This is a genomic window from Shimia sp. NS0008-38b (assembly GCF_040370365.1).
GTDB lineage: Bacteria > Pseudomonadota > Alphaproteobacteria > Rhodobacterales > Rhodobacteraceae > Shimia.
Genome location: NZ_BAABWQ010000001.1, coordinates 416,447 through 440,576 on the forward strand (window position 1 = coordinate 416,447; position 24,130 = coordinate 440,576).

Genomic DNA, 24,130 nt, shown 5'->3' on the forward strand with positions numbered 1-24,130 from the left:
ACATGACACAAAACAACAAAATGGAGCCGTCATGGATTGGGATAAACTGAGAATATTTCATGCGGTTGCCGACGCGGGCAGCCTGACCCACGCCGGTGACGTGTTGCACCTGTCTCAGTCTGCGGTGTCTCGACAAATTCGGGCACTTGAGGAATCGCTCAACACCACCCTGTTTCACCGTCACGCACGCGGCCTGATCCTGACGGAGCAAGGCGAACTGTTGTTTGACGCCACCACCGCTATGAACAAACGCCTTGATGCGGCCTCTGCCCGCATTCGCGACAGCGAAGAAGAAGTGTTTGGCGAATTGCGGGTCACAACAACGACGGGTTTTGGCTCGCTTTGGCTGGCGCCACGTTTGGCGAAACTCTATGAACAATATCCGGACCTAAACATTGACCTGATGTTGGAAGAAAAAGTGCTCGACCTGCCCATGCGCGAGGCGGATGTGGCCATTCGTATGAAAGAACCAAGCCAGGCCGACTTGATCCGTAAGCGTTTGATGAGCGTTCGCATGCGCCTTTATGCGACCCCCAGCTATCTGCAGGCGCACGGCAATCCGCAGAATTTGCAAGAGCTTCGTGATCACCGTCTGATCTGCCAGAACATCACGTCTGAACAAATTGGCGCCGGCGCCAGCTTTGTGACAAGCCTCTTGGCCAATGACATCACCAAGATGCTCTACGTGAACAACTACTTTGGTGTTTTGCAAGCGGTGACCCACGACCTCGGGATCGGCGTGCTCCCCGACTATCTGATACAGGATTTTCCGGATTTGGTGCGGGTTGGTGAAGACATAGAATCCGCCGAAGTCCCAGTTTATCTGGCGTTTCCCGAAGAATTACGCCAATCAAAGCGCATTGCGGCCTTCCGTGACTTTGTTCAGCAAGAGATCATTTTGCACCGCAAACAATTGCGAGACAAAGAAAAAACCTGAGCTATGCGAAAGACGCATAGCGGGCATGCCGTGGCGGCAGTCTAAAAAATCTTGAAGGTTTACAAACTGACTACTAATTCATCTCGTGAAGATGATGATTGCTTACACGCTCATCACCTTCACCTCCCTGTTGGACTAAGGCCGAGCTTATTGCTCGGCCCTTTTTTTTGCCCAATTGGTCTCTAAGGGATGGCTCCACTGGTCAACCGTTGATTTCACAATACGAAATTGTCTTTTCAGCTCCCGGAACAATGCTTGACCTCACGCCGGAAAAGGCATCTCATTGAGTCAATTGTTTTTTTGATCATAGAGTATTCCATGAGACACCTCTTTTCGATCGTGTTGCTTGCGCTCACATTGAGCGTAACAACACTTGGCGCTGCCCATGCGCAGGCCCTTCCGACCACAACCGTAACATCAAGCTCTCCGGAAACGGTGGAAATCAACGCCGAGGAAATGACGCCGGAAGCCATCAACGCGATGGTGGCGAGAATGTCGGATGATGAAGTCCGATCCGTGTTGTTGGACCGGCTTGACGCAGTCGCGGCAACACAGGGGGCTGACACAGCCCCAAAAACTCTGATTGAGCAGGCCACCGCTTTGTGGACTGCATTCTCTCAGCCGCTGCTTGATGCGGTCCGAAGACTTCCGGCATTGATCCCCAGACAACTCGAAGCAGTTCAAAACTTCGGGGACAGCTATGGCGGTTTTGGCGGGGTTATGACCCTCTTTGGCTTAACTGCACTTTTGCTGGTGGTTGGTTTGGGCGTGGAATACGCCGTCCGCACTTGGGTGATCAAGGTACGCAATCCAGAAGCCACACATGGCGACCCCACTCTCAAGGAATCCCTGACCTTCCTGTTTAAACGGTTTTTGCGAGAGATCTTTGGTCTCGTAATTTTCTATATCACCGTACGGGCCTTAGGCCGCACATTGGTCGATCCTCATCAGGTCACCTTCATTGCGCCTTTCATTGGCTACATCATCTGGATGCCTCGCATCGCAGCAGCGTTTTCACGCTTCTTACTGGCCCCCAACCGCCCTGATCTCCGACTGGTCAGCATCAACGATCGGTGGGCCAAGTTCCTGCACCGTCACATCGTCGGTATCGTTGTTCTGGGGGGCGCGACCATTTTTGTGGTTCTCTTCAATGGAACCAACGGTGTCCCGCCGGGCGAAACCCGCATCGGCTTCTGGATGGACTCCATGGTCTATCTCTACATTGGCTATGTCGCATGGACAGCGCGAGAAGGTCTCAGCGACATGATGCGTGGCGACGATCCCGACCGCACCGAATTTGATGAGGCCCTGGCCCTTGGCTACCCCTACTTCGCGATTGCAGTCGCGGCTTGCACTTGGGTGTTGGTCTCCACACTGATCGGGCTGGGCAAAGTTCAGTTGCTGATTGGCGGCGCGCATTACACCACCATGTTCTGGTTGTTGATCGCTCCGGTCATCGACACCGGCATCCGCGGCCTCGTCCGCCACCTGGTACCGCCAATGCAAGGCGAAGGCCAAGTGGCCGAAGACGCGTATATTGCCACCAAACGCAGCTATGTGCGCATCGGCCGCGTGATCGCCGTTGGCCTTGTGCTCGCTTTGATCGCACGCACGTGGCAAGTCTCGTTGCTGGATCTGCTGCAAGACCGCGCGGGCATCGGCGACAACCTCTTCAGCTTCGCCATGACCGTGATTGTGGGCTACATCGTCTACGAAGGTGTCAGCCTTTGGATCAACCGCCGTTTGGCTGCGGAAATGACCGCACTTGGCATGTCCCAAGAAGATGCCGACAATGAAATGGGTGGCGGCGGCGGCTCACGTCTCTCCACAGTGCTCCCACTGATGTTGGTGACAGCCCAAGGTGTGATCATTGTCATCTTCGGCCTGCTGTCGATTGGCAACCTTGGCGTCGACATCACACCACTTCTCGCTGGTGCTGGTATCGCTGGCCTCGCCATTGGTTTCGGGGCACAGAAGCTGGTCACAGATGTGGTCTCCGGTGTGTTCTTCCTTGTGGATGACGCCTTCCGTGTTGGGGACTATGTTGAGATCGACGGCACCATGGGGGCGGTTGAAAAAATCTCGATCCGCTCCATGCAGTTGCGTCACCACAGAGGCCCTGTGCACACCATTCCATACGGCGAGATTCCGAAGCTCACAAACTATTCTCGTGACTGGGTGATCATGAAGCTCAAATTCACCGTGCCGTTTGATACCGATCCCAACAAGGTCAAAAAGATCTTCAAAAAGATTGGCCAAGAGATGCTTGTGGAAGAGCTTTACAAAGATGACTTCCTGCAGCCGTTCAAATCGCAAGGTGTGTTTGATTTCGACGATGTTGGCATGATCATCCGTGGTAAGTTCATGGCCAAACCGGGCAAGCAGTTCATGATCCGTAAGGAAATCTACAACCGCGTGAAATCTGAGTTCAACGCCAACGGCATTGACTTTGCACGCCGTGAAGTGCGCGTTGCGCTGCCCGAGGGGGCTGCTGACATGCCAGACCACGAAAAAGCTGCCGTAACCGCAGCCGCCGCAGCGGCTGCGCAGCAACAGCAAGAAGGTGAAGGGGCAGCCCCCAGCAAAGGGCCCGATTGATCTGATCAAAGAAGAGGGCAAAATGCCCAATACCTTAAAAAGTATGATCTGCTCTGGCGTCCGACGTTTGTCGGGCGCCGCATTTGTGTTTGCCATTCTCACCACATATGCGGCCCAACCTGCGTTTGCCGATCCGTTGTCAGGCGACACACTCAACACAACACTGGACAACGCGGCCAACGACGAAAATCCACTTGGCTTTGGCCAAGGCTCCTTTGTTGTGGCACCTGTCCCCTTCAAAAACGTGCTCATCGGCGGCGGTCTGGTGCTGGGCGGCGGCTATCTCTTCAACATAGACGAAGGCAGCGACACCTCGGTGATCGGTATTGGCGGGTTGCGCAGTGAAAACGGCACCAACGCCTTTGGTCTGGGCGGCAAGCTGGTCTTTGATCAAAACCGCTGGCAACTCAGTGCCAGCTTGGGCCAAGCCGAGGGATTTTATGACCTCTATGTCGGCGGCATCCCGGTTCCGGTGCGCCAAACCGGCGATGTCTTCAATCTGAGTGTGCTGCGTGGTGTCACCTCCGAATTGCTGTTTGGCGCAGGCGTGCGATATCTGGACACCACATTGGGTTACGGCGGCTCAGGCGGCGGCCTGCCCCCGCTTCCAGAATCCCAATTGCGTGTCGCCTTGTTCAATCTGCTGGCCAAATGGGACACCAGAGATGACAGTTTTTCCGCCCGCAGCGGTAACTTGCTTGAGGGCACACTCAGCTATGGCGAGGTATTGGACAGTTCTAACCGCGCATTCCAACGCGCCATTGTGACCTACAACCGCTACCTGCCTGTGGGGGCGCAAAACGCAGTGGCCCTGCGGCTGGCCGCCTGTACCAACAGCACCTCAACACCTTTCTTTGACAAATGCTCTCTGGGCGGCACCGATGCGTTTCGTGGCTTTAGTCCAACAGAGTTTTTGAATGATGCTTTGTTGTCCGCCCAACTCGAATACCGCCAACAAATCGGCAGCCGGTTTGGCGCGGTCTTGTTTGCCGGGGCTGGCAACACCGCTGCCAACTTCGCGGACCTTAGCGACACAGATTTTCGCTACGCCGGTGGCCTTGGCCTGCGGTTCCAATTGTCCAAGAAATTCAAAGCCACGCTGTCTCTGGACGCCTCAATCAACGACCGAGACGAAGACCTCCTCTATATCTATGTCGGCCAACGGTTTTAGGCGGCGCCGTCAAGACGTCCCTTCAAGACCCACGCCATAGGCGCAAAACTGAATATGCTGCATACACACATCTGCGCCATTGATGTCGACAACCGCATATCGGGGGGCTTCTTTTGGTGGCTGAAAGCTTTCCCAGTCCCATTCCGGCCGCGGTGCGGGCGCTTGAAACGACACAGCGCCAATGGTTGCAAAAGGAATGCCGCGCAGGCTGCCATTGGTCTGGCGATGCACATGGCCCATGTATAGGTGCGCCACGTTGTTGTATCTCGCAACAACATCCAGAAACGCGTCGCCATTCTCCAACATGATCTCATCTTGCTTTGGCAAACCCAATGCCATCGGCGGATGATGCATAAACACATGCACAGGCTTGTCCCCCGCCTGCTTCAGACGCTGTTCAAGCCACGCCAACCGCGCCTCACAAAACGCACCGGCATGTGCACCTTCCTTATGTGTATCCAAACACAGCAGCACACACTCTGGCAAATCGACCGCATATTGCACAAAGCCGTCCATGCCCCCCTCCGGCAACGGCAGCTGATGCAACAGCCCCTGCCGGTTGTCATTGTTGCCAGCCATCGGCAACACGGTGAGATCTGAGCGGGCCATAAAATCGGCCATCAACGCGTAGTCACCTTCAATTTCATCTCCGACAAGGTCACCTGACATCACGACAAACGCTGCGTCGGGGTAATGCGCATTGGCATGATCCAATGCCGCCTTTAGCCGCGCACGCGGATCAAGGCCGCCAATTGTGCCTGCATTTTGCAAATGCGGGTCTGACATCCAGATTATTTTCACCAGCGCACTCCTCTGCGTCCCTTGCCCGAATACAAACCGAGATCACGCAGAGCCACAAGCCAGTCGCCTTAATCCTTTGCAGCTTTTTGATCAGAACCGCAGCCATATCACGGAACTGACACCTTCCCCCTTTCACTTTTGCCCGACCTGCCCTAAAAGCCCCTCAAACGCTATTTATTGGGGACTCTCGCACCATGCAGGAACCGGCCATCACGCCCGATCTCATCTCTTCACACGGCCTTGCGCCCGACGAGTATGAGCTGATCCTGGAAATCATCGGTCGCGAGCCCACCTTCACAGAGCTTGGTATCTTCTCTGCAATGTGGAATGAGCACTGCTCTTATAAATCCTCCAAAAAATGGCTGCGCACTTTGCCAACCGAGGGCCCACAAGTGATCTGTGGTCCGGGCGAAAATGCGGGTATCGTCGACATCGGAGACGGTGATGCTGTTGTTTTCAAAATGGAAAGCCACAACCACCCGTCCTACATCGAACCCTATCAAGGGGCTGCCACTGGCGTTGGTGGGATTTTGCGCGATGTCTTCACCATGGGCGCGCGTCCTGTGGCGGCGATGAACTCTCTGTCCTTCGGTGAACCAGACCATCACAAGACCACACAGCTGGTGAATGGCGTCGTCGAAGGTGTTGGCGGCTATGGCAACTGTTTTGGTGTGCCAACCGTGGGCGGCGAAGTTCGCTTCCACCCTGCCTACAATGGCAACTGCTTGGTGAACGCTTTCGCCGCAGGCCTCGCCAAGACCGACAGCATTTTCTACTCCGCCGCCTCTGGCATCGGCATGCCGGTGGTGTATCTGGGCGCCAAAACAGGCCGTGACGGCGTGGGCGGTGCAACCATGGCCTCCGCAGAATTTGACGACACCATTGAAGAAAAACGCCCCACCGTTCAGGTCGGCGACCCCTTCACCGAAAAACGTCTTATGGAAGCCACGCTGGAGCTGATGCAAACCGGCGCTGTGATCTCCATTCAAGACATGGGCGCTGCTGGCCTCACCTGTTCTGCTGTGGAAATGGGCGACAAAGGCAAGCTGGGTGTCAAACTCAACCTCGAAGACGTGCCTCAGCGCGAAGACAACATGACAGCCTATGAAATGATGCTGTCTGAGTCCCAAGAACGCATGCTGATGGTGCTCAAGCCAGAGCTAGAGGCCGAAGCCCGTGCCGTGTTTGAAAAGTGGGATCTGGATTTTGCCATTGTGGGTGAAACCATCGCCGAGGACCGCTTTCTCATCTTGCATCACGGCGAAGTCAAAGCCGACCTGCCGCTGTCGCCTCTGTCGGGCCGCGCACCAGAGTATGACCGCCCGTGGGTGGAAACACCGGCCGCAGAAGAGCTGGCCGACGTGCCACAGATTGATGCCATTGATGGTCTCAAAGGTCTGATCAGCTCTCCCAACTATGCTGGCAAACAGTGGGTCTATGAGCAATACGACACCACCGTGATGGGTGACACTGCCCAACGCCCCGGCATGGGCTCCGGTGTGATCCGCGTGCACGGCACCGACAAAAAGCTCGCCTTCACCTCTGATGTGACCCCACGATATGTGAAAGCCAACCCAACTGAGGGTGGCAAACAAGCCGTGGCCGAAGCGTTCCGCAATCTTTGTGCCGTTGGCGCCAAACCATTGGCAACAACTGACAACCTGAACTTTGGCAATCCCGAAAAACCGGAGATCATGGGCCAGTTTGTGGGCGCAATCAAAGGCATCGGCGAGGCTGTGGCTGCACTTGATGTGCCAATCGTGTCCGGCAACGTATCGCTGTACAATGAGACCGACGGCTCAGGCATCCTGCCGACACCGACCATCGGTGCTGTTGGTATTATTGCGGCTGGCGAAGACCCCATTCTGGGTGAGGCCCGCGATGGCCATGTGGCGCTGCTGATCGGTGAAACGACTGGCCACTTGGGCCAATCTGCGTTGCTGGCTGAGGTGTTTAACCGCGAAGACGGCGATGCGCCCCATGTTGACCTTGAGGCGGAACGCAAAAACGGCGAATTCATCCGCAACAACCGCGACTGGATCAAAGCCTGCACGGATTTGGCTGACGGCGGTCTTGCACTGGCCGCTTTTGAGCTGGCCGAGGCCGCAGGTGTGGGCGTTCAGCTTGATATGGACGACACACCGACCCTCTTTGGCGAAGACCAAGCACGCTATCTGGTGGCGTGCAACTTTGACCAAGCTGAGGCCCTGATGATCAATGCTGCCAAAGCGGACGTGACAATCACATCCGTGGGCAAATTCACCGGTGACAGCGTGAAATTCGGGAATTCCGAGGCCAGCTTGGCAGAACTTTCCGATACATTCCGTAGCAGCTTTGCGGCGGCTGTCGCCTAGGTGCGCGCCAACGCCCCAATCGTTTATGTGTTGTGCCAAGCAGCGGTTTTAGCAGTGATTTTCACGATGCTGCTTGCCGCGCAGCGCACCACGATAGCCGTCCCATTTTGCGCGCAGGACTACCTGTCGCAAACGGTGATTAACATACTCAAAGTGTGCACGTTCTGCGCCCTCTTGCAGCTGCCTGGAACACTGACGGCGTCTTACTTTGGTAAGGTGAAATGGCGCTGGTCAATCCTTCCAACAGCGATTGGTATCACCTATGTTCTGACCCTGTTTGGCAACGATATAGCGATGCATGTCCCCTCCGATCTGCGGTGTGGAAGCACACAAGAAATGAACTATGAAAACCGCTCTGTTTTTATACCCGAGTGGAGTCGCCCCAGCTTGGAAACCATCGTTGACGCCGTGTTCCTGACTTGGGGTTTTTCGATATTGATTGTGTTATACAAACTGATCACAACTCCGGCTGTACCGCAGGAGCAATAACCTGCCCTGACACCTAAGAACTGCTCAGATATGACATCAAACACGCAACTGCCCATCCTCACCGATGACTGCGCCAATTGCGCCGCGCTTTGTTGTGTCGCCTACCCGTTTGACGCCGACGAAGATTTTGCGATTCTCAAACGGGCTGACTCTCCTTGCACCAATCTCTCAGACGCGTGTTATGACTGCACCATCCACACAAATCTGACATCACGCGGATTTGGCGGCTGTGTCGCCTATTCCTGTGCCGGGGCCGGTCAGCGCGTCACGCAAGAGCTGTTTGACGGGGACACATGGCGCGATGATCCCGATCTCTTGGAGCACATGACCTACGCCCTTAGGGTGCTGCGTCCCATCCATGAGGCCCTGCTGCTCTTGCAAGAGGCCAGGCAGCTGTCGATCCCAGACAGTGCAACGGCGCAAGCCGACGCACTTATGGCGGCGCTCTGCCCCGATGATCCCAGCTCCGTGCATGATTTTGAGGCACCCGAGGTTCAGGATGCATTGGCGGATGTGCCCGCTTACCTGCAATCGCTTGCACCCTTTGTCTAAACCGACTTGCAGAGCCCTCAGCCAAGGCCTACATTTTTCACACCCAGACAAAGGAACTGCCAACCATGCCAATGACCACCCATCAAATCGAGGACCTTCTGCGCGAAAGCTTCCCGGACGCTGACATTCAGGTTGGTGGATCGGACGGCGTGCACATGTCCGCGATGGTGATCGACGAAAGCTTCCGCGGCAAAAACCGCGTTCAGCAACAGCGCGCTGTTTACGCAGCCCTCAAAGGTAAGATGGACGGCCCCTCTGGCGAACTGCACGCTCTGGCGCTGACCACAAAGGCACCTGAATAATGCACGAACCCGTAGGAATGCTGTTGTCACCGATTTTTTCGTTGATAGCAACATTGCTGCGGGGCGTATTGGATCTCGTGTTTGTGGTCCTTGTGACCGTTTGTGAATGCAACAGACTCAGAAAATACGGCCCAAAATTCTGGCGAGTTGAGGGTAGGATGCGCAGACGCGCCTGGGCGCGCCAGAATCGTAAGATTTTAGCATGATGTCTGATCTACAAACCCTTCTGTCCTCGGGGCTGGTGCCCATTCTGGGTCTCGGCGTTGTGGCCCTTGTGGCTTTCACTGCCTGGATCAACCGCAATCGCACACCTTTTGCAGAAGAAGACGACCAAGACCCAGACAACCACGTGCTCCGGTCTGACTATCAATCCGGCGTGGGCGGCGGCAATGTCACCACATGGAAGGTTCCCAAAGACCCTGACGCTTACGCCAAGCTGTTTGTCCCCAAAAACAAACAGAAATAGCCATTGGGCCGGCCAGTCCTTCATACACATCACTGGGATTGGCAAAATGCCCCTTCATGACCTATATCTGGGTCAACAGTGAAACGCTGACCCGCGAACAAGGAAACACCAATGACCGACGTCAAAGACCGCATCGACGAAACCGTAAAAGCCAGCGACGTGGTGCTCTTCATGAAAGGCACCAAAGACATGCCCCAATGTGGCTTCTCCTCCCGCGTGGCAGGCGTGCTGAACTATATGGCGGTGGACTACACCGACGTAAACGTGCTGGCTGACGAAGAAGTCCGTCAAGGCATCAAAGACTATTCTGACTGGCCAACCATTCCGCAGCTCTACATCAAAGGTGAGTTTGTCGGCGGCTGTGACATCATCACCGAAATGACCCTGTCGGGCGAGCTGGACACCATGTTCACAGACAACAGCGTCACGTTTGACAAAGAAGCAGCAGACAAAATCCGCGAAGCCAACGCCTAAGCTTTGCACCTTAAAGTACTGAAAAGCCCCGACCAATTGGCGGGGCTTTTTGTCTGAAAACCGCTACTGCAGGTCCTCAGCACAACGCATCAACATCTCTTCTGCCTGCGCCGCATCTCGCCAAAACAGCACCGCTTCAGCGCCTTTGGTGTGCCACACATACCCAGAAGAGCCGCCATCCGCTGGGCCGTAGCGCGCCCCGGAACCGCTCCGCTCCGCAACCAACGCCACCTGCCGTCCCTCGACAACCAGCACTGCATAGGCAACATCCGCAGCATTTATATAAGTGGCATCAACCCACGCGTCACGATCACACCGATAACCCGCAGTTTGCACTGCGTCCGCGCGCGCTTGGGACACGGCCAGACTTGCGACGACAAGCCCCGCCGCCCCAAATACCCAGCGCCTGATCACCCTGCCGCCTTTTCTTCCACCAAATCCGCCAGTGACTCCGCACGTGCCGCCATTTCAGCCAAGGTCTGCGTCACTTCTTCGGGAATTGTGGGCACCTCAATCTTCTCTGGTTCAGCTTTAGGAGCATCCAGTAAGGATTTGATTTCTTTATCTCGTGCTTCGATCTTAGCCTCAGCATCACGCAACTGGTCTTCCAACCCGGCCGTCTTGTCCGCCAGCATCAAACCCGACATCAACAACATACGTGCTTCCGGAATGCGCCCCGCCTGAGCCACCAGCACTTTGGCCTGATCGTCGACCATCTGAGCTGCCGCCCGTAGGAAATGTTGTTCGCCATCCTGACAGGCCACTTCGAACACCCGTCCCCCTATTTCGATCTGAACCTCTGGCATCAGGCTTCTCCCGTTTCGTTCGTTGTATCAGGCGCTTGCACCTCATCAGTCACATCATCTTCCGATGTGGCGTCTTCTAGTGCGTCATCTTCAGACATGTCGCTTTCTGAGATGTCATCTTCTGATATGTCGTCTTCAGGCACCCCGTGCACCAATGGACGCAACTCCTCAAGGATCAACGCCGTCTCCGTCAGCTCCGCATCTCGCAGCGCTGTGAGGGTGGCCAGATCCGCTTTCAACGCCTGCTCCACTGCTGACAGTTCTACCAAGCCATCTTTTTCAACTTGATCACGCAGTTGCTTGTTGGCGCCACGCTCCCGGCGAACCATTTGGCGCAACCGCCGCAGACGTTTGGCCAATTCTTCCAACAAGACGCGGCTCTCACTCTCGGGCTCCGGTTGCGGCGCTGGCGCGGCCTCCACAACAGGCTCAGCCTGCGGCACAGCATTTTCCAACGCCTCGAGTTTTTCCGCAGCGGCCGCAGCCGCAGTCTCAGCGGCCTCCGCGCGGGCCTGCGCGGCCAACAAATCCTGCGCAACTGCAACCTTCGCCGTTTCGGAGTCCTTTACAGTGTCTTCTGCTGCGGTGCGGGCTTCTTGAGCCGCACTGAGCTCAGTTTCCAACTCGGTCTGACGTGTGGTCAACACCCGCACGCGTTCTTCCATCTGCGCGGTCACCAGTGCTTCGTTTTCCAAAGCCCGGCGCAACGCCTGTACATCTTCGCCCTCTTCGGGCTCACCAACCACCGGCTGCATCGCATCCACGCCCCGCGCGATGCGTTCCAGCGCTGTGCTTAACCTGCCTTCTAGATCGCTGATGTCACTCATATGCCTCGTCCTTTCCGGTCCGGTTCTTATCGACCCGTGTTCTTTTTGCGTGCCCTTCTGTCTTAACGAATCGCAGCAGCGCACTCAATGCAGAGATATTAGCCAAAGGCATGGTAAAATGCGCCCCCCCTTGCGGCGAGATGGCCCTTACAACACGCCTCGCCAATTAACACCTGCAAAGCCTTGTTAGGTTGCTATTAACCACAATCCTGTTATGCACCCGACAACCCCAACCCTAGACCCAGAGGAGCGCATCCGTGGACATCGCCGCCCTGCGTGAAAAGAACCCTGAACATTGGATGAAAGCCGCTGCCATTCGCGCCCTGACGCTGGATGCTGTAGCCGCCGCTAATTCCGGTCACTCCGGCATGCCGATGGGCATGGCCGATGTGGCCACCGTGCTCTTTGAAAAGCACCTGAAATTTGACGTGGCCGCACCAAGCTGGCCAGACCGCGACCGTTTTATCCTGTCCGCGGGTCACGGCTCTATGCTGATCTATTCTCTGCTGTATCTCATGGGCGACAAACAGGTCACCCAGGACCAAGTGAAAAACTTCCGCCAAATGGGCGCGTTGACCGCAGGCCATCCGGAAAACTTCTTGATTGATGCCGTGGAAACCACCACCGGCCCATTGGGTCAGGGCATCGCCAACGCCGTTGGTTTCGCCATGGCCGAAGAAATCCAGCGCGCACAATACAGCCGTAAACTGGTCGACCACAAAACCTACGTCATCGCCGGCGACGGGTGTTTGATGGAAGGCATCTCCCAAGAGGCCATCGGCCTTGCTGGCCGTCACTCTCTGGGCAACCTGATTGTCCTCTGGGACAACAACAACATCACCATCGACGGCACCGTTGAACTGTCTGACCGCACCGATCAGGTCAAACGCTTCAAGGCGTCTGGCTGGCACGTGCAGGAAATCGACGGCCACGATCCCGAAGCGATCGACGCCGCGCTTGAAGCTGCAAAAAAGGCCAAAAAGCCATCGATGATTGCCTGCAAAACGCACATCGCAATTGGCCACGCCGCCCAAGACACCTCCAAAGGTCACGGCGCTCTGACCGATGCCGACCAGATGAAAGCCGCCAAAGAAGGCTACGGCTGGACATCCGCGCCTTTCGAAGTGCCCGCAGACATCAAAGCCCAGTGGGAAGCCATCGGCGCCCGTGGCGCGGCAGACCGCGAAGCATGGGAAGCCCGCTTTGCAGAAGCCTCCGAGCAAAAGCAAAAACGTTTCAACCGCGCTTATGCACTGGATGTACCAAACAAACTCTCCGCCACTGTTAAGGCCCTGAAGAAGCAGATTTCTGAAGAGCAACCCTCTGTGGCAACACGGAAATCATCCGAAATGGCACTGGCCGCGATCAACCCGATCATGCCTGAAACCGTTGGTGGTTCGGCTGATCTGACCGGGTCCAACAACACCAAGACCGGCGATATGGGTGTGTTTGACACCGACAACCGCAAGGGTCGCTACATCTACTGGGGCATCCGTGAGCACGGTATGGCGTCTGCGATGAACGGCATGGCCCTGCATGGTGGCATCCGGCCTTATGGCGGCACGTTCTTCTGCTTCACCGACTACGCGCGCCCCGCGATGCGTCTGGCGGCTTTGAGCAAAATCCCAACCGTGTTTGTCATGACCCATGACTCCATCGGGGTTGGCGAAGACGGCCCAACCCACCAGCCTGTGGAGCACCTCGCCATTTGCCGCGCCACGCCAAACACCTATGTGTTCCGCCCAGCGGATTCCGTGGAAACGGCTGAGGCTTGGGAACTTGCTCTGACCTCCAAAGACACACCGTCTGTCATGGCTTTGACCCGTCAAAACCTGCCAACCCTGCGCACCGAGCACAAGCTGAAGAACCTGACCGCCCAAGGTGGCTACGTTCTGGCCGAAGCCGAAGGCAAACGTCAGGTGATCCTGATCGCCACCGGCTCTGAGGTGTCATTGGCAATGGACGCCAAGAAGCTGCTGGAAGCTGAAGGCATCGGCACCCGCGTGGTCTCTATGCCCTGCATGGAGCTGTTTGCCGCCCAAGACGAAGACTACCGTCGCAAGGTTCTGCCAGCAGGCGCTGCGGTGCGTGTTGGTGTTGAGGCCGCGGTCCGCAACGGCGGCTGGGATCAGTGGTTGTTGGGTGAACGTGCCCGGCCTGGCAAGTCTGACTTTGTTGGCATGACCGGCTTTGGGGCCTCTGCGCCAGCCGGAGAACTCTATGAAAAGTTCGGCATCACCGCAGCCAACGTGGCAGAAAAAGCCAAAGCACTGCTGTAAGTTTAACGTATAAGCACATGAAAAGGCGCGTCATTTATGTCGCGCCTTTTTCTATGGGACATCGCTGCGACGCGCGCCCATCAGAGCCACCCAAACATGCCACTCAAATTTCCACTATCCTTACGTAACGCAACGCTCTATCAGCCAAGGGCACACTGTTTCGCGGCTCAACACCCCAAATCTAGGACCATACATGCTGCTCACTCTTGCCAAGCGCATTCTATTGGTCATCACCGGCCCATTGATCTTTCTGTTCTTGGCCTTTGTCCCAATGATCTGCGGCAAACGTGTTGGGTTTCGTGGGTGGTTTTGGCGCACGGTTTCGCGGTGTTGTTCTTGGCTTCTGTGGTTCTTGGACGTCCAAGTTGAGATTTCAGACGAGGCACGTGAAGCGCTGCGTACCGACACCAACTCCGTGATTGCTGTGAACCATCGCAGCCATCTGGATGGCTTTTCGATGCTGCATGTCATCCCCAATGAAAAATGGGTGACTTTTGGGGCGAAGAAAGAGCTCTGCGAAGCCACCCTGCTCAAACGTGGATTTGACGGCGCGGGTCTGCTCAAAATCGACCGTTCCAAAGGTCGCGACGCGCTGACGTCTTTGGTTGACGCCGTGCAAGAGATGCCGGCGCGCCGCTCGCCCATCCTTTTTGTCGAGGGCACCCGCGCCACAGAACCCGGTCTGCCCCCCTTCAAAGCTGGTGCGGTGTTGATCGCTCAAAAAACCGGCCGCGCCGTACGCCCCTTTGTGATCAGCCATTCTGATAAGCTTTTGCCGCGCGGCAAATTTTTCCCTTTTAAAGGCACCATTCATATCGACGTGCTCGAACAGATGTGTTTCTCGCCAGAGCAGAACACCGATGCCTGTGTCGCACGCCTGCGCACGGCTATGGCGGACGCTTATGATGCTCAGACCGGTGAAATCACCCACCGGGATTGAGCCGCAACCCTGTTCACAAAAGACACTGGCCTGCGGCCAATTTTTTGGGGTTACGCCTTATGCGTCAGTGGTCTCGCCATTGGGTGTATTTGCTTATATATTGAAGCGATGAACATTGCCTTTGAACTATTTCTAGACGACATTTCACGAGCCTTTCTTAAGTGCGACTTTGAGCTTTGGCGCTCCCGTCTAGAGTTGCCTCTTTCACTGATCACCAAGTCCAATGCAGTTGTCCTTGAAACCGAAGACGCAGTTGTCGAAAATTTCGCGCTATACTTGCAGGCCGTGGATGTTATGGGCTTGGATCTGATTCACCGCACCCCGATCAGCCTTGAAAAATGTCCCGACGGCACGTGGCTTGGAACCTTTCAAACACGGCTGCTTAGGCAAGAGACGCTCACAACGCCGCCTTATACGTCTACGGCTTTGCTACACGATATCGACGGGCGTTTTGCGATGTCGTCCATGCTCAATGCGCGAGGTCACACGGAATGGACAGGCCCGATCGATGGTTAGCTTTTAGGGTAGCCAACACATCCTGAGCAACATCCACACGCAGATCGTACAACGCATCGACGTCGGTGATGTCACCAACCTCCGCGCCGATCACCTACAAGATGTCACAGACCTCGCGGCCGGTCAGGCGCAAGTAGTCCGATGACTCCCCAGACAATGCGTTATACGCCCGCCCCAGCCAAAATTGCCGTCGACTTTGCGCGCAACGCGCGATTTCCAGACGCATTTCTAAAAACACGCCAAGCTCATCATCGCTCAGTTTGGCATGGGCCATGGCATGCGCAAAGTTCCGCAGGCTTTGAGTGCGATATCCCCCGTGTCTGCGCCCGGCCAAAACGGAGGCATTTAGACCGCGATACCAAGGAACGTAGGGTTTCACCACGGGTTGCAACGTCAGTGATCTGCGTGGTGAAACCACGCTTCAGTGCGCAGTTTTCTTGCCTGTCACCGCGCCCCAAATCGGCGCTATCACCTTGCTCACCACTGGGATCATCACCAGTCCTAGCGCCACGCCAAACACACCGTCCATCGCCGCTTTGGATGTCCACTCCACAAAGCCTGTCCAGGCCGTTGGCACCATATGTCCCACCACATGCGCCCAGTCGTGGATGTGGTGTCCAAGCCAGCCAAAGCCAAGCTCTTCCATACCATGGATCACAATTGACCCGCCAACCCACAGCATCGCGGCTGTGCCCACAATGGTCAGAAACTTCATGAAATGCGGCATGCCACGTACCAACCAACGCCCCAAGGTGCGGGTGAGTGACAGGTTGCCGCCTGCATACATTGCAAGGCCGACATCATCCATTTTGACGATCAACGCAACCGAGCCATAGACCGCCACCGTGATGCCCACACCGGCCAACGCCAATGTGGAAGCCTCCATCCAGAAATTGCTTTCTGGAATGCCGGATAGAATGATGGTCATGATTTCCGCAGACAGAATGAAATCCGTCTTGATTGCGCCAGCCGCCTTCTTTTCTTCCAGATGCGCCGGATCGTCACCCACCTCTTTTTCGGCAATATGGTGGCCCTCATGCGGCACGAGAACATGGTAGATTTTCTCCGCACCCTCAAAACACAGATAGGCCCCGCCAAGCATCAACAAAGGCGAAATCAGCCAAGGTGCAAAATTGGCCAGCAACAACGCCGCGGGCAACAAAATCAGCAATTTGTTTTTGATAGAGCCTTTGGCAATTTTCCAGATGATCGGCAGCTCACGTTTGGCTTCAAAGCCATGTACGTATTTTGGCGTCACAGCCGCGTCGTCAATCACCGCACCAGCAGCTTTTGCACTGGCCTTCATGGCCCCAGCGGCCACATCATCAATCGACGCTGCCGCCACCTTGGCGATTGCCGCCACATCATCCAACAACGCCAGCAAACCGCCTGCCATCTGCACCACTCCCGATTGCCCACATAGATGGGGCCTCTTTGTCCTGTGGCTTCTTCATGCCCGATCTGGACAGATTTGCAAAGTCTCGTTGCGCAACAAGCCGTTGCGGCGCGCGGGTCCTTTACACCTGCGCGAAAAGAGATCGGCAACTTTCCAACAGACGCAAAGCAGCCGCGATACAGACGCATTACCGACGTCGAAAATGCACCGAATTTTTGGTTAACGCGACGACGCGGTTAGGTTTTGCCCAACCGTTCAAGCAAAGCGGTGTTGACCGACGGTGGCACAAACTGAGACACATCCCCGTCCAACCGCGCGATCTCTTTCACCAGTTTGGACGCAATCGCCTGATGCTTCAGATCAGCCATCAGAAACACCGTCTCGATGCTGGCATCCAATGCCCGGTTCATGCCCACCATCTGGTACTCATATTCAAAATCGGTTACCGCCCGAAGGCCACGCACAATGATCTGCGCCCCCACCTCTTTGGCGCAATCGATCAGCAGATTTTCAAACGGATGCACCAATATTTCAGTGCCCGTTTCCTGCGACAGCTTGGCACACTGGCTCTCAACCATTTCCACCCGTTCTTCCAGCGAAAACAGAGGCCCCTTGTCGCGATTGATCGCAACACCGATCACCAATCTGTCCACCAACTGGGTCGCGCGGCGGATAATATCTATATGCCCCAATGTGATAGGGTCAAATGTGCCCGGGTAAAGTGCAGTGCGCATGAAAGCCTCCCTTGGTCCTGAGGGCACGCAACATTATTGCGCAGGCATTTGCAAGGTCTGTTTACGGCGTAGGTATTTCTGCGGTGTAGGAATGTTGCGGCACATCAGTGCCCCATGATCATGCCTTCCAACGCATCTTTCTCCATCGCCAATTCGGACAGACGCGCTTTCACGGTATCGCCAAGCGATATCAGCCCCACAAGCGCACCGTCTTCCAACACAGGCATGTGCCGAAAACGGCCCTTTGTCATCTTCTCAAGCACGGCAACTGCATCGTCATTGCGCGAGCAGGTCACCAACTCGGTGGTCATGTAGTCGTCAATTTTGTCAGACATACAGCCAGCGCCTTTGCGCGCCAATTCCCGTACAATGTCGCGCTCTGACAAAATGCCAATCGGCACGCTGCCATCTTCGGACACCAGAACCGTACCGATCTTTTTGTCAGCCAGAATCTTGGCCGCCTCCGACACCAATGTTCCCGGCTTAACAGTCAAGACCCCCTCGGACCCTTTCGACTTGAGAATTTGGTGAACAAGCATGGCAACCTCCGCTCTACAATTTCTTGATCGTACGCCCCTTTTCCAAGCGTCGCGTGTCTGTAATCACTTGTCAAGCAAGGCTTTCAAGCCGCGCCACCTCTTGCCGCATGCCCTCACAGAGTGCCTCCGCAAACCGATTAAGCCGTTCCAGACGCCGATCATCTGCATGCCGAATGAGATAGAAACTGCGGATGAGCGACACCTCATCTTCAAGGATTTTCACCACACGCCGCGTAGAGGGAATAGCAAAATCATGCACCACCCCCACACCGGATCCGGTACGCACCCAGTTGAATTGTACTGCTGCTGAATTGGATGCCAACCGCACACGGTCCACCCCAACCTCATTCAGGTAGTCAAGTTCCTTGTCAAAAATCATGTCTGGAATGTACCCGGCCACAAGGTGATCTTTCAGGTCGGCTACACTCTCAATATTTGGGTGAGTGCGCAGGTATCGCTTTGCCGCCGCCAGGTGCAATTTGTAATCTGTTATTTTTCGCACTGTCAGACGTCCAGCTGTGGGCGCGCTAACAGCGATCACAAGGTCTGCTTCGCGTCGAGACAAACTGACAACACGCGGCAGCGCCACAATTTGAATGTCGAGATCCGGGTTCTCTTCGGCGATCTGTGCGCAGACTTGAGGCAGCAGATAGTTGGCCACACCATCCGGGGCGCCAAGTCGAATTTGGCCAGACAATCCAGCACTTTGCCCCACCATCTCTTCGGTGGCCTCTTGCAAGCTCTGCTCCATTCGCAGCGCGTGTGACATCAACCTTTGACCTGCATCGGTCAGGGCGTAGCCTGTTGGTGACTTCACAAATAGCGGCGACTCAAGGTCCGTTTCCAATCTCCCAACACGACGCCCGACCGTCGCCGGGTCAACGTGTAGTCTGCGCCCTGCCGCGGAAAGGCTTTCTTCGCGCGCGACCGCAAGAAAAATCCGTAAATCGTCCCACTGCATCGCCATATCGCCTCCAGAATTTTTGCAAAGCCGTTTTGAACATTTGCTTCTTTTCCATTGGTTTTTGCAAGCCTATTGTGGCGCCAACTGTCATTGGAGGATGCCATGCAAGAGTTGACTCACTATATTAACGGCGAACACGTGAACGGTACGTCGGGCCGTTTTGCCGACGTTTTCAACCCCGCCACCGGCGAGGTTCAAGCCAAAGTGCCTCTCGCAAACAAAAGCGAGATGGAGATCGCCGTAGCGGCTGCAGCAGCTGCTCAGCCGGCCTGGGGCGCTGTAAACCCACAGCGTCGTGCACGCGTGCTTATGAAATTTGTCTACCTTTTGCAGCGCGACATGGACAAGCTCGCAGAGGCTCTGTCTCGCGAGCACGGTAAAACCATCCCAGACGCCAAAGGGGACATCCAGCGTGGTCTTGAAGTTGCAGAGTACTGCATCTCAGCGCCAGAAATGCTCAAGGGAGAGTACACTGATGCTGCAGGTCCCGGCATTGACATCTATTCCATGCGCCAACCTCTGGGTGTGAGCGCAGGCATCACCCCGTTCAACTTCCCAGCTATGATTCCAATGTGGATGTTTGCGCCTGCGATCGCGTGCGGCAATGCCTTCATTCTCAAGCCGTCTGAGCGTGCACCATCAGTACCATTGATGCTGGCTGAACTGCTGGAAGAAGCGGGTCTGCCAAAGGGCATCATTCAGGTGGTGAATGGCGACAAAGAAGCTGTGGACGCTATTTTGTACGACGACACGGTTCAGTCTGTTGGCTTCGTGGGTTCTACCCCAATCGCCGAATACATCTATGGCACAGGCTGTGCGCAGGGTAAGCGCGTTCAGTGCTTTGGTGGCGCGAAAAACCACATGATCATCATGCCGGATGCGGACATGGACAAAGCCGCCGACGCACTGGTTGGTGCGGGATATGGTGCAGCCGGTGAACGTTGCATGGCGATTTCCGTGGCGGTGCCCGTGGGCGAAGAAACCGCTGACAAGTTGCGCGACAAACTGATCCCACGGATCGAAAAGCTCAAAATCGCCCCTTACACCGCAGGCGATGACACAGACTACGGTCCAGTTGTCACCGCTGCTGCCAAAGAAAACATCTTGCGTCTGGTGCAGACAGGTGTTGATCAAGGTGCGGATCTGGTTGTTGATGGCCGCGACTTTAGCCTTCAGGGCTATGAAGATGGCTTCTTTGTGGGCCCACACCTCTTTGACAACGTCACCAAAGACATGGACATCTATAAAACCGAAATCTTCGGCCCCGTCCTCTCTATGGTGCGCGCGCAAAGCTATGAAGAAGCGCTTGGCTTGGCGATGGACCACGAATATGGCAACGGCACCGCGATCTTCACCCGTGATGGTGATGCAGCGCGTGATTTTGTCAACCGCGTGAACGTGGGTATGGTTGGTGTGAACGTGCCAATCCCTGTGCCACTTGCCTACCACACCTTTGGCGGTTGGAAAAAATCGGCCTTTGGCGATTTGAACCAGCACGGCCCAGATGCGTTTAAGTTCTACACACGGACCAAGACTGTGACATCGCGCTGGCCTTCCGGCATCAAAGAAGGCGGCGAATTTCACTTTAAGCAGATGGATTGATCCAAAATCGATTCCGTGTAGAGTTAAAAAAGGGCGGCAGAAGCGGCCCTTTTTTCAGTTTCCCTGTTCGGAGTAATGCATGTCGGTGTCCTTTCGGATCCTATCGCACCTTGGTGTTGTCTATGTCCGCTATGAAGGGCATGCCAAAATGGCAGAAACCCTTGAAGCGTTTTCTGAATATGCTCAACATCAAGATTTTCGACCCGGACAAAAACAACTCGTGGACCTCACGCATGTCACTGGGTGGGACGAAGAATATCTCGAGTTACTGAAGACCCAGGCGAAAAAAGCTGACGCCTTTATCGGCAACAAATCCGAGACCCTGATTGTCTATCTGGCACCAACGGAAATTGGTCAAAAAATCGCTCACCTTGCGATGCGCAGTTGGGAGCCATTCCCAGCGGTTGTGCCGATTGTACATGATACGGAAACCGGGGCGCTTGCGATCTTGGGTCTCCCATTTGACTCGCTCACTGACTTGCTGACCCGTTCTGCATAGGTGCGCCACCGTGTGTGGCCTGACGCCATTCCTCACGTCCTATCAGAGCATACCGATACCCTCTTAGAAGTCCCGCGGGGGTCATGTAATTTTGCAAAACCAACATGCAATTTCGCCATGTGATTGCGGCTGATTTAGGTCTTTGAACCTTTGCATTTACCCACAAAAGGTGTTAATTTAACATACGTTCAATTCGTGGTGGGGAGGCCATGATCCGAGCGCCATGCGCTTAGACAAAAATAACTTCCACCCGCAAGAACCAAATCGCAGTGAGAGCGCTGCGACCCAGAGGATGAGATATGGATTTTGCACTAAGTGAAGAACAAACCCTGATCTTTGACATGGCCAAAGGCTTTGGCGAAGACCACATTGCTCCCAATGCGCAAAACTGGGAATCCGAAGGCACCATCCCGAAAGATCTTTGGCCGCAGATCGCTGAGCTTGGTCTGGGTGGCATCTATGTGTCCGAAACATACGGTGGCTCCGGCCTGTCACGCCTTGATGCAACGCTGGTTTTCGAGGCCCTCGCCATGTCCTGCCCCTCAGTTGGGTCCTTCCTGTCGATCCACAATATGTGCGGCGGCATGATCGACAAATTTGGCTCCGAGGACACAAAACGGAAATGGCTGCCAGACCTCTGCGCGATGACCAAAGTCTTCTCCTATTGCCTGACTGAACCGGGTTCCGGCTCCGATGCCTCCGCCCTCAAAACCCGCGCCGACCGCACCAACGATGGCTACACTTTGAATGGCACCAAAGCCTTCATCTCTGGCGGCTCCTACTCCGACGCTTATGTCTGCATGGTGCGCACCGGCGAAGACGGCCCCAAGGGCATCTCCACTGTGGTTGTTGAAGATGGCGCCGAAGGGCTTTCATTCGGCGCGCTGGAAAAGAAGATGGGCTGGCTCAGCCAACCCACATCCCAAGTGCAATTTGACGACTGCAAAGTACCAGCCGACAACCTGATTGGCGAAGAAGGCAAAGGCTTCTCCTACGCTATGGCGGGTCTGGACGGCGGTCGCCTGAACATCTCCGCCGGAGCTTTGGGTGGCGCTCAAAAAGCGCTGGACCTAACTGTGCAATACATGTCCGAGCGCAAAGCCTTCGGCAAATCCATCAACCAGTTCCAGGCGCTTCAGTTCCGCCTCGCCGAATATGAAACCAAACTGCAAGCCGCCCGCACCTTCCTGCGCCAAGCGGCGTGGAAACTCGACAACGGCGACCACGACGCCACCAAATACTGCGCCATGGCCAAGCTGATGGTCACCGATGTGGCCTTTGACGTCGCCAACGGCTGCTTGCAGCTGCACGGCGGCTACGGCTATCTCGCGGATTATGGCATCGAGAAAATCGTACGTGACCTGCGCGTACACCAGATCCTCGAAGGCACCAACGAGATCATGCGCCTGATCATCTCCCGCCAGATGATCACTGCCTAAATCATGGGGCGATGGTACCGATATTTTAAATCCAGCCGGTTCTTTGGATCTTTCCTGAGAACCCGCTACTGGATTTGGCGAACGGCACCTTCCGCTTCCATTTTTTCGCTGTTTCTGATCGGAATCCCGTGGCTTTGGCTTTTTGGACCAATTCTAGCAGGACTAGCTCTGGCATTTCTCATCGCTGGTGTTCTTGAACTCATTCAAACAAAGGCGGGAAACTTCATCATTTTTGGCACCGCACTATCCGTCTATGTTGCGATTTTGCCAGTCACATGGCGTGTTTTTGCAGACACTTTCTTGGACTACTTCGCGGTATTGGGAATTACTTTCGGAAAAACCACTCTCGCCGAAGAACGTCTTCGCGCGGCAAGCAGAGACTACAACAACTGGCTCAAAAATGACTGACATCTCAATCCGCAAAGCTGGTCAAACTGGCCGCATCACCTTCACCCGCCCCAAGGCGCTCAACGCCATGTCCTATGACATGTGTATCGCCATTGAAGGCGCGCTTGATGCTTGGGCCGCTGATGAAGACGTAAAAATGATTGTCATCGATGCGGAAGGCGAAAAAGCCTTCTGCGCGGGCGGCGACATTGCCGAGCTCTATGAGACCGGCACCAAAGGCAACTTCGCTTATGGCCGGAAATTCTGGGCTGACGAGTACCGCATGAACGCCAAACTCTTTGAGTTCCCCAAACCGGTGGCGAGCTTCATGCAAGGCTTCACCATGGGCGGCGGCGTGGGGGTGGGCTGTCATGGCTCCCACCGCATCGTGGGCAAGAGCAGCCAGATCGCCATGCCCGAGGTTGGCATTGGCCTCGTGCCAGATGTCGGCGGCTCTCTGATCCTGGCCCGCGCACCGGGCCGCTTGGGTGAATACCTCGGCCTCACCGCCGCGCGCCTCAATGCCGCCGATGCAATCTATGCAGGGTTTGCCGACTACTTCATTCCCGAAGACCAATGGCCCGCTCTCATTGCCCAACTCGAAGAGACCGGGAATTGGGAATTGATCGACGCCGCAGCAAACACGCCCGAGGACAGCCGCCTCGCCGCACAACAAACCGACATTGACGCGAACTTTGGCGGCGAAACCCTCAACGACGTGCTCAACGCGCTGAAACATGCCGACAGCAACTTCTCAGCGGGAGCCCTCAAAAAACTGGGCCGCAACTCACCAATCGCCATGGGCGCGGCGCTGGAAATCATCCACCGTGTGCGCCAACGCGACGACATCCGGTTCGCTCTGGATCAGGAATATCGTTTCACCTTCCGCGCCATGGAACAGGGCGATTTCCTCGAAGGTATCCGCGCACAGATCATCGACAAAGACCGCAATCCGCAATGGAAATTCAACCTGGAGGAGGTTCCAGCAGGTATCATTACCAAAATGGTGCTGCCGCTGGGCGCGGATGCGCTGACATTTGAAAAGGGAGAGTAGCACC

The 24,130-nt window shown here is 55.5% G+C and carries 25 protein-coding genes; 16 read left to right on the forward strand and 9 right to left on the reverse strand.

Going from position 1 to position 24,130, the window contains the following annotated elements:
- Positions 1 to 31 precede the first annotated feature (31 nt).
- The 3 genes from ABWV47_RS02015 to ABWV47_RS02025 all read left to right on the forward strand — a co-directional run bounded on the left by ABWV47_RS02015 (position 32) and on the right by ABWV47_RS02025 (position 4,706).
- Complete coding sequence (locus tag ABWV47_RS02015) at positions 32 to 937, forward strand: LysR family transcriptional regulator (RefSeq protein WP_353308168.1); 906 nt, start codon at positions 32 to 34, stop codon at positions 935 to 937.
- 318 nt (positions 938 to 1,255) lie between these two features.
- Positions 1,256 to 3,535, forward strand: coding sequence for a mechanosensitive ion channel family protein (locus ABWV47_RS02020; protein ID WP_353308170.1), 2,280 nt, complete (start codon positions 1,256 to 1,258; stop codon positions 3,533 to 3,535).
- Between the two features lie 22 nt (positions 3,536 to 3,557).
- On the forward strand, positions 3,558 to 4,706 hold the full coding sequence (locus tag ABWV47_RS02025) for a BamA/TamA family outer membrane protein (protein WP_353308172.1): 1,149 nt from the start codon (positions 3,558 to 3,560) through the stop codon (positions 4,704 to 4,706).
- Positions 4,707 to 4,715: 9 nt separating this feature from the next.
- Here ABWV47_RS02025 and ABWV47_RS02030 read toward each other — a convergent pair whose 3' ends face one another.
- Positions 4,716 to 5,507 (reverse strand): metallophosphoesterase, encoded by a 792-nt coding sequence (locus tag ABWV47_RS02030; protein ID WP_353308173.1) that lies wholly within the window; start codon positions 5,505 to 5,507, stop codon positions 4,716 to 4,718.
- A 194-nt stretch (positions 5,508 to 5,701) separates the two neighbouring features.
- Between ABWV47_RS02030 and purL the strand changes: the two genes are divergently transcribed.
- From purL to grxD, 6 genes are all read left to right on the forward strand, one after another.
- Positions 5,702 to 7,861, forward strand: coding sequence for a phosphoribosylformylglycinamidine synthase subunit PurL (gene purL, locus ABWV47_RS02035; protein WP_353308174.1), 2,160 nt, complete (start codon positions 5,702 to 5,704; stop codon positions 7,859 to 7,861).
- Between the two features lie 66 nt (positions 7,862 to 7,927).
- Entirely contained in the window at positions 7,928 to 8,350 is a 423-nt protein-coding gene (locus ABWV47_RS02040) for a hypothetical protein (protein WP_353308175.1), read from the forward strand.
- Positions 8,351 to 8,380: 30 nt separating this feature from the next.
- Entirely contained in the window at positions 8,381 to 8,902 is a 522-nt protein-coding gene (locus ABWV47_RS02045) for a hypothetical protein (RefSeq protein WP_353308177.1), read from the forward strand.
- 65 nt (positions 8,903 to 8,967) lie between these two features.
- Positions 8,968 to 9,204 (forward strand): BolA/IbaG family iron-sulfur metabolism protein, encoded by a 237-nt coding sequence (locus tag ABWV47_RS02050; protein ID WP_353308178.1) that lies wholly within the window; start codon positions 8,968 to 8,970, stop codon positions 9,202 to 9,204.
- 202 nt (positions 9,205 to 9,406) lie between these two features.
- Entirely contained in the window at positions 9,407 to 9,670 is a 264-nt protein-coding gene (locus ABWV47_RS02055) for a hypothetical protein (protein WP_353308179.1), read from the forward strand.
- 111 nt (positions 9,671 to 9,781) lie between these two features.
- Positions 9,782 to 10,144, forward strand: a complete 363-nt coding sequence (gene grxD, locus ABWV47_RS02060; RefSeq protein WP_353308180.1) for a Grx4 family monothiol glutaredoxin — start codon at positions 9,782 to 9,784, stop codon at positions 10,142 to 10,144.
- Positions 10,145 to 10,207: 63 nt separating this feature from the next.
- On the opposite strand, the gene ABWV47_RS02065 is transcribed toward grxD, so the two are convergent.
- From ABWV47_RS02065 to ABWV47_RS02075, 3 genes are read right to left on the reverse strand one after another with little or no spacing between them, the layout of a single operon-like run.
- The gene (locus ABWV47_RS02065) at positions 10,208 to 10,558 is read right to left on the reverse strand and encodes an MliC family protein (protein ID WP_353308181.1); all 351 of its coding nucleotides are present in this window, start codon (positions 10,556 to 10,558) and stop codon (positions 10,208 to 10,210) included.
- A complete protein-coding gene (locus ABWV47_RS02070) occupies positions 10,555 to 10,950 on the reverse strand; it encodes a cell division protein ZapA (protein WP_353308182.1) in 396 nt (131 codons plus the stop codon). The genes ABWV47_RS02065 and ABWV47_RS02070 overlap by 4 nt, the downstream gene beginning before the upstream one ends.
- A complete protein-coding gene (locus tag ABWV47_RS02075; protein ID WP_353308183.1) occupies positions 10,950 to 11,777 on the reverse strand; it encodes a hypothetical protein in 828 nt (275 codons plus the stop codon). Before ABWV47_RS02075 ends, ABWV47_RS02070 begins: the two co-directional genes overlap by 1 nt.
- Before the next feature lie 257 nt (positions 11,778 to 12,034).
- Here ABWV47_RS02075 and tkt point away from each other — a divergent pair, with 257 nt between their 5' ends.
- The 3 genes from tkt (at position 12,035) to ABWV47_RS02090 (ending at position 15,512) form a co-directional block, all read left to right on the forward strand.
- Complete coding sequence (tkt, locus tag ABWV47_RS02080; RefSeq protein WP_353308185.1) at positions 12,035 to 14,056, forward strand: transketolase; 2,022 nt, start codon at positions 12,035 to 12,037, stop codon at positions 14,054 to 14,056.
- A 193-nt stretch (positions 14,057 to 14,249) separates the two neighbouring features.
- Positions 14,250 to 14,996 (forward strand): lysophospholipid acyltransferase family protein, encoded by a 747-nt coding sequence (locus tag ABWV47_RS02085; protein ID WP_353308186.1) that lies wholly within the window; start codon positions 14,250 to 14,252, stop codon positions 14,994 to 14,996.
- Between the two features lie 108 nt (positions 14,997 to 15,104).
- Complete coding sequence (locus tag ABWV47_RS02090; RefSeq protein ID WP_353308187.1) at positions 15,105 to 15,512, forward strand: hypothetical protein; 408 nt, start codon at positions 15,105 to 15,107, stop codon at positions 15,510 to 15,512.
- Positions 15,513 to 15,606: 94 nt separating this feature from the next.
- On the opposite strand, the gene ABWV47_RS02095 is transcribed toward ABWV47_RS02090, so the two are convergent.
- From ABWV47_RS02095 to ABWV47_RS02115, 5 genes are all read right to left on the reverse strand, one after another.
- The gene (locus ABWV47_RS02095) at positions 15,607 to 15,891 is read right to left on the reverse strand and encodes a hypothetical protein (RefSeq protein WP_353308189.1); all 285 of its coding nucleotides are present in this window, start codon (positions 15,889 to 15,891) and stop codon (positions 15,607 to 15,609) included.
- A gap of 42 nt (positions 15,892 to 15,933) precedes the next feature.
- Entirely contained in the window at positions 15,934 to 16,908 is a 975-nt protein-coding gene (locus tag ABWV47_RS02100) for a DUF808 domain-containing protein (RefSeq protein ID WP_353308190.1), read from the reverse strand.
- 236 nt (positions 16,909 to 17,144) lie between these two features.
- Complete coding sequence (gene coaD, locus ABWV47_RS02105; RefSeq protein ID WP_353308191.1) at positions 17,145 to 17,642, reverse strand: pantetheine-phosphate adenylyltransferase; 498 nt, start codon at positions 17,640 to 17,642, stop codon at positions 17,145 to 17,147.
- Positions 17,643 to 17,746: 104 nt separating this feature from the next.
- Positions 17,747 to 18,181, reverse strand: a complete 435-nt coding sequence (locus tag ABWV47_RS02110) for a CBS domain-containing protein (protein ID WP_353308192.1) — start codon at positions 18,179 to 18,181, stop codon at positions 17,747 to 17,749.
- Positions 18,182 to 18,251: 70 nt separating this feature from the next.
- Entirely contained in the window at positions 18,252 to 19,148 is an 897-nt protein-coding gene (locus ABWV47_RS02115; RefSeq protein WP_353308193.1) for a LysR family transcriptional regulator, read from the reverse strand.
- Between the two features lie 99 nt (positions 19,149 to 19,247).
- On the opposite strand from ABWV47_RS02115, the gene ABWV47_RS02120 reads away from it, so the two are divergent.
- The 4 genes from ABWV47_RS02120 to ABWV47_RS02135 all read left to right on the forward strand — a co-directional run bounded on the left by ABWV47_RS02120 (position 19,248) and on the right by ABWV47_RS02135 (position 24,126).
- The gene (locus tag ABWV47_RS02120; protein ID WP_353308194.1) at positions 19,248 to 20,747 is read left to right on the forward strand and encodes a CoA-acylating methylmalonate-semialdehyde dehydrogenase; all 1,500 of its coding nucleotides are present in this window, start codon (positions 19,248 to 19,250) and stop codon (positions 20,745 to 20,747) included.
- A gap of 79 nt (positions 20,748 to 20,826) precedes the next feature.
- Entirely contained in the window at positions 20,827 to 21,246 is a 420-nt protein-coding gene (locus tag ABWV47_RS02125; RefSeq protein ID WP_353308195.1) for a hypothetical protein, read from the forward strand.
- Between the two features lie 299 nt (positions 21,247 to 21,545).
- On the forward strand, positions 21,546 to 22,685 hold the full coding sequence (locus ABWV47_RS02130; protein ID WP_353308196.1) for an acyl-CoA dehydrogenase family protein: 1,140 nt from the start codon (positions 21,546 to 21,548) through the stop codon (positions 22,683 to 22,685).
- 400 nt (positions 22,686 to 23,085) lie between these two features.
- Entirely contained in the window at positions 23,086 to 24,126 is a 1,041-nt protein-coding gene (locus ABWV47_RS02135) for an enoyl-CoA hydratase/isomerase family protein (protein WP_353308197.1), read from the forward strand.
- Positions 24,127 to 24,130: the final 4 nt, after the last annotated feature.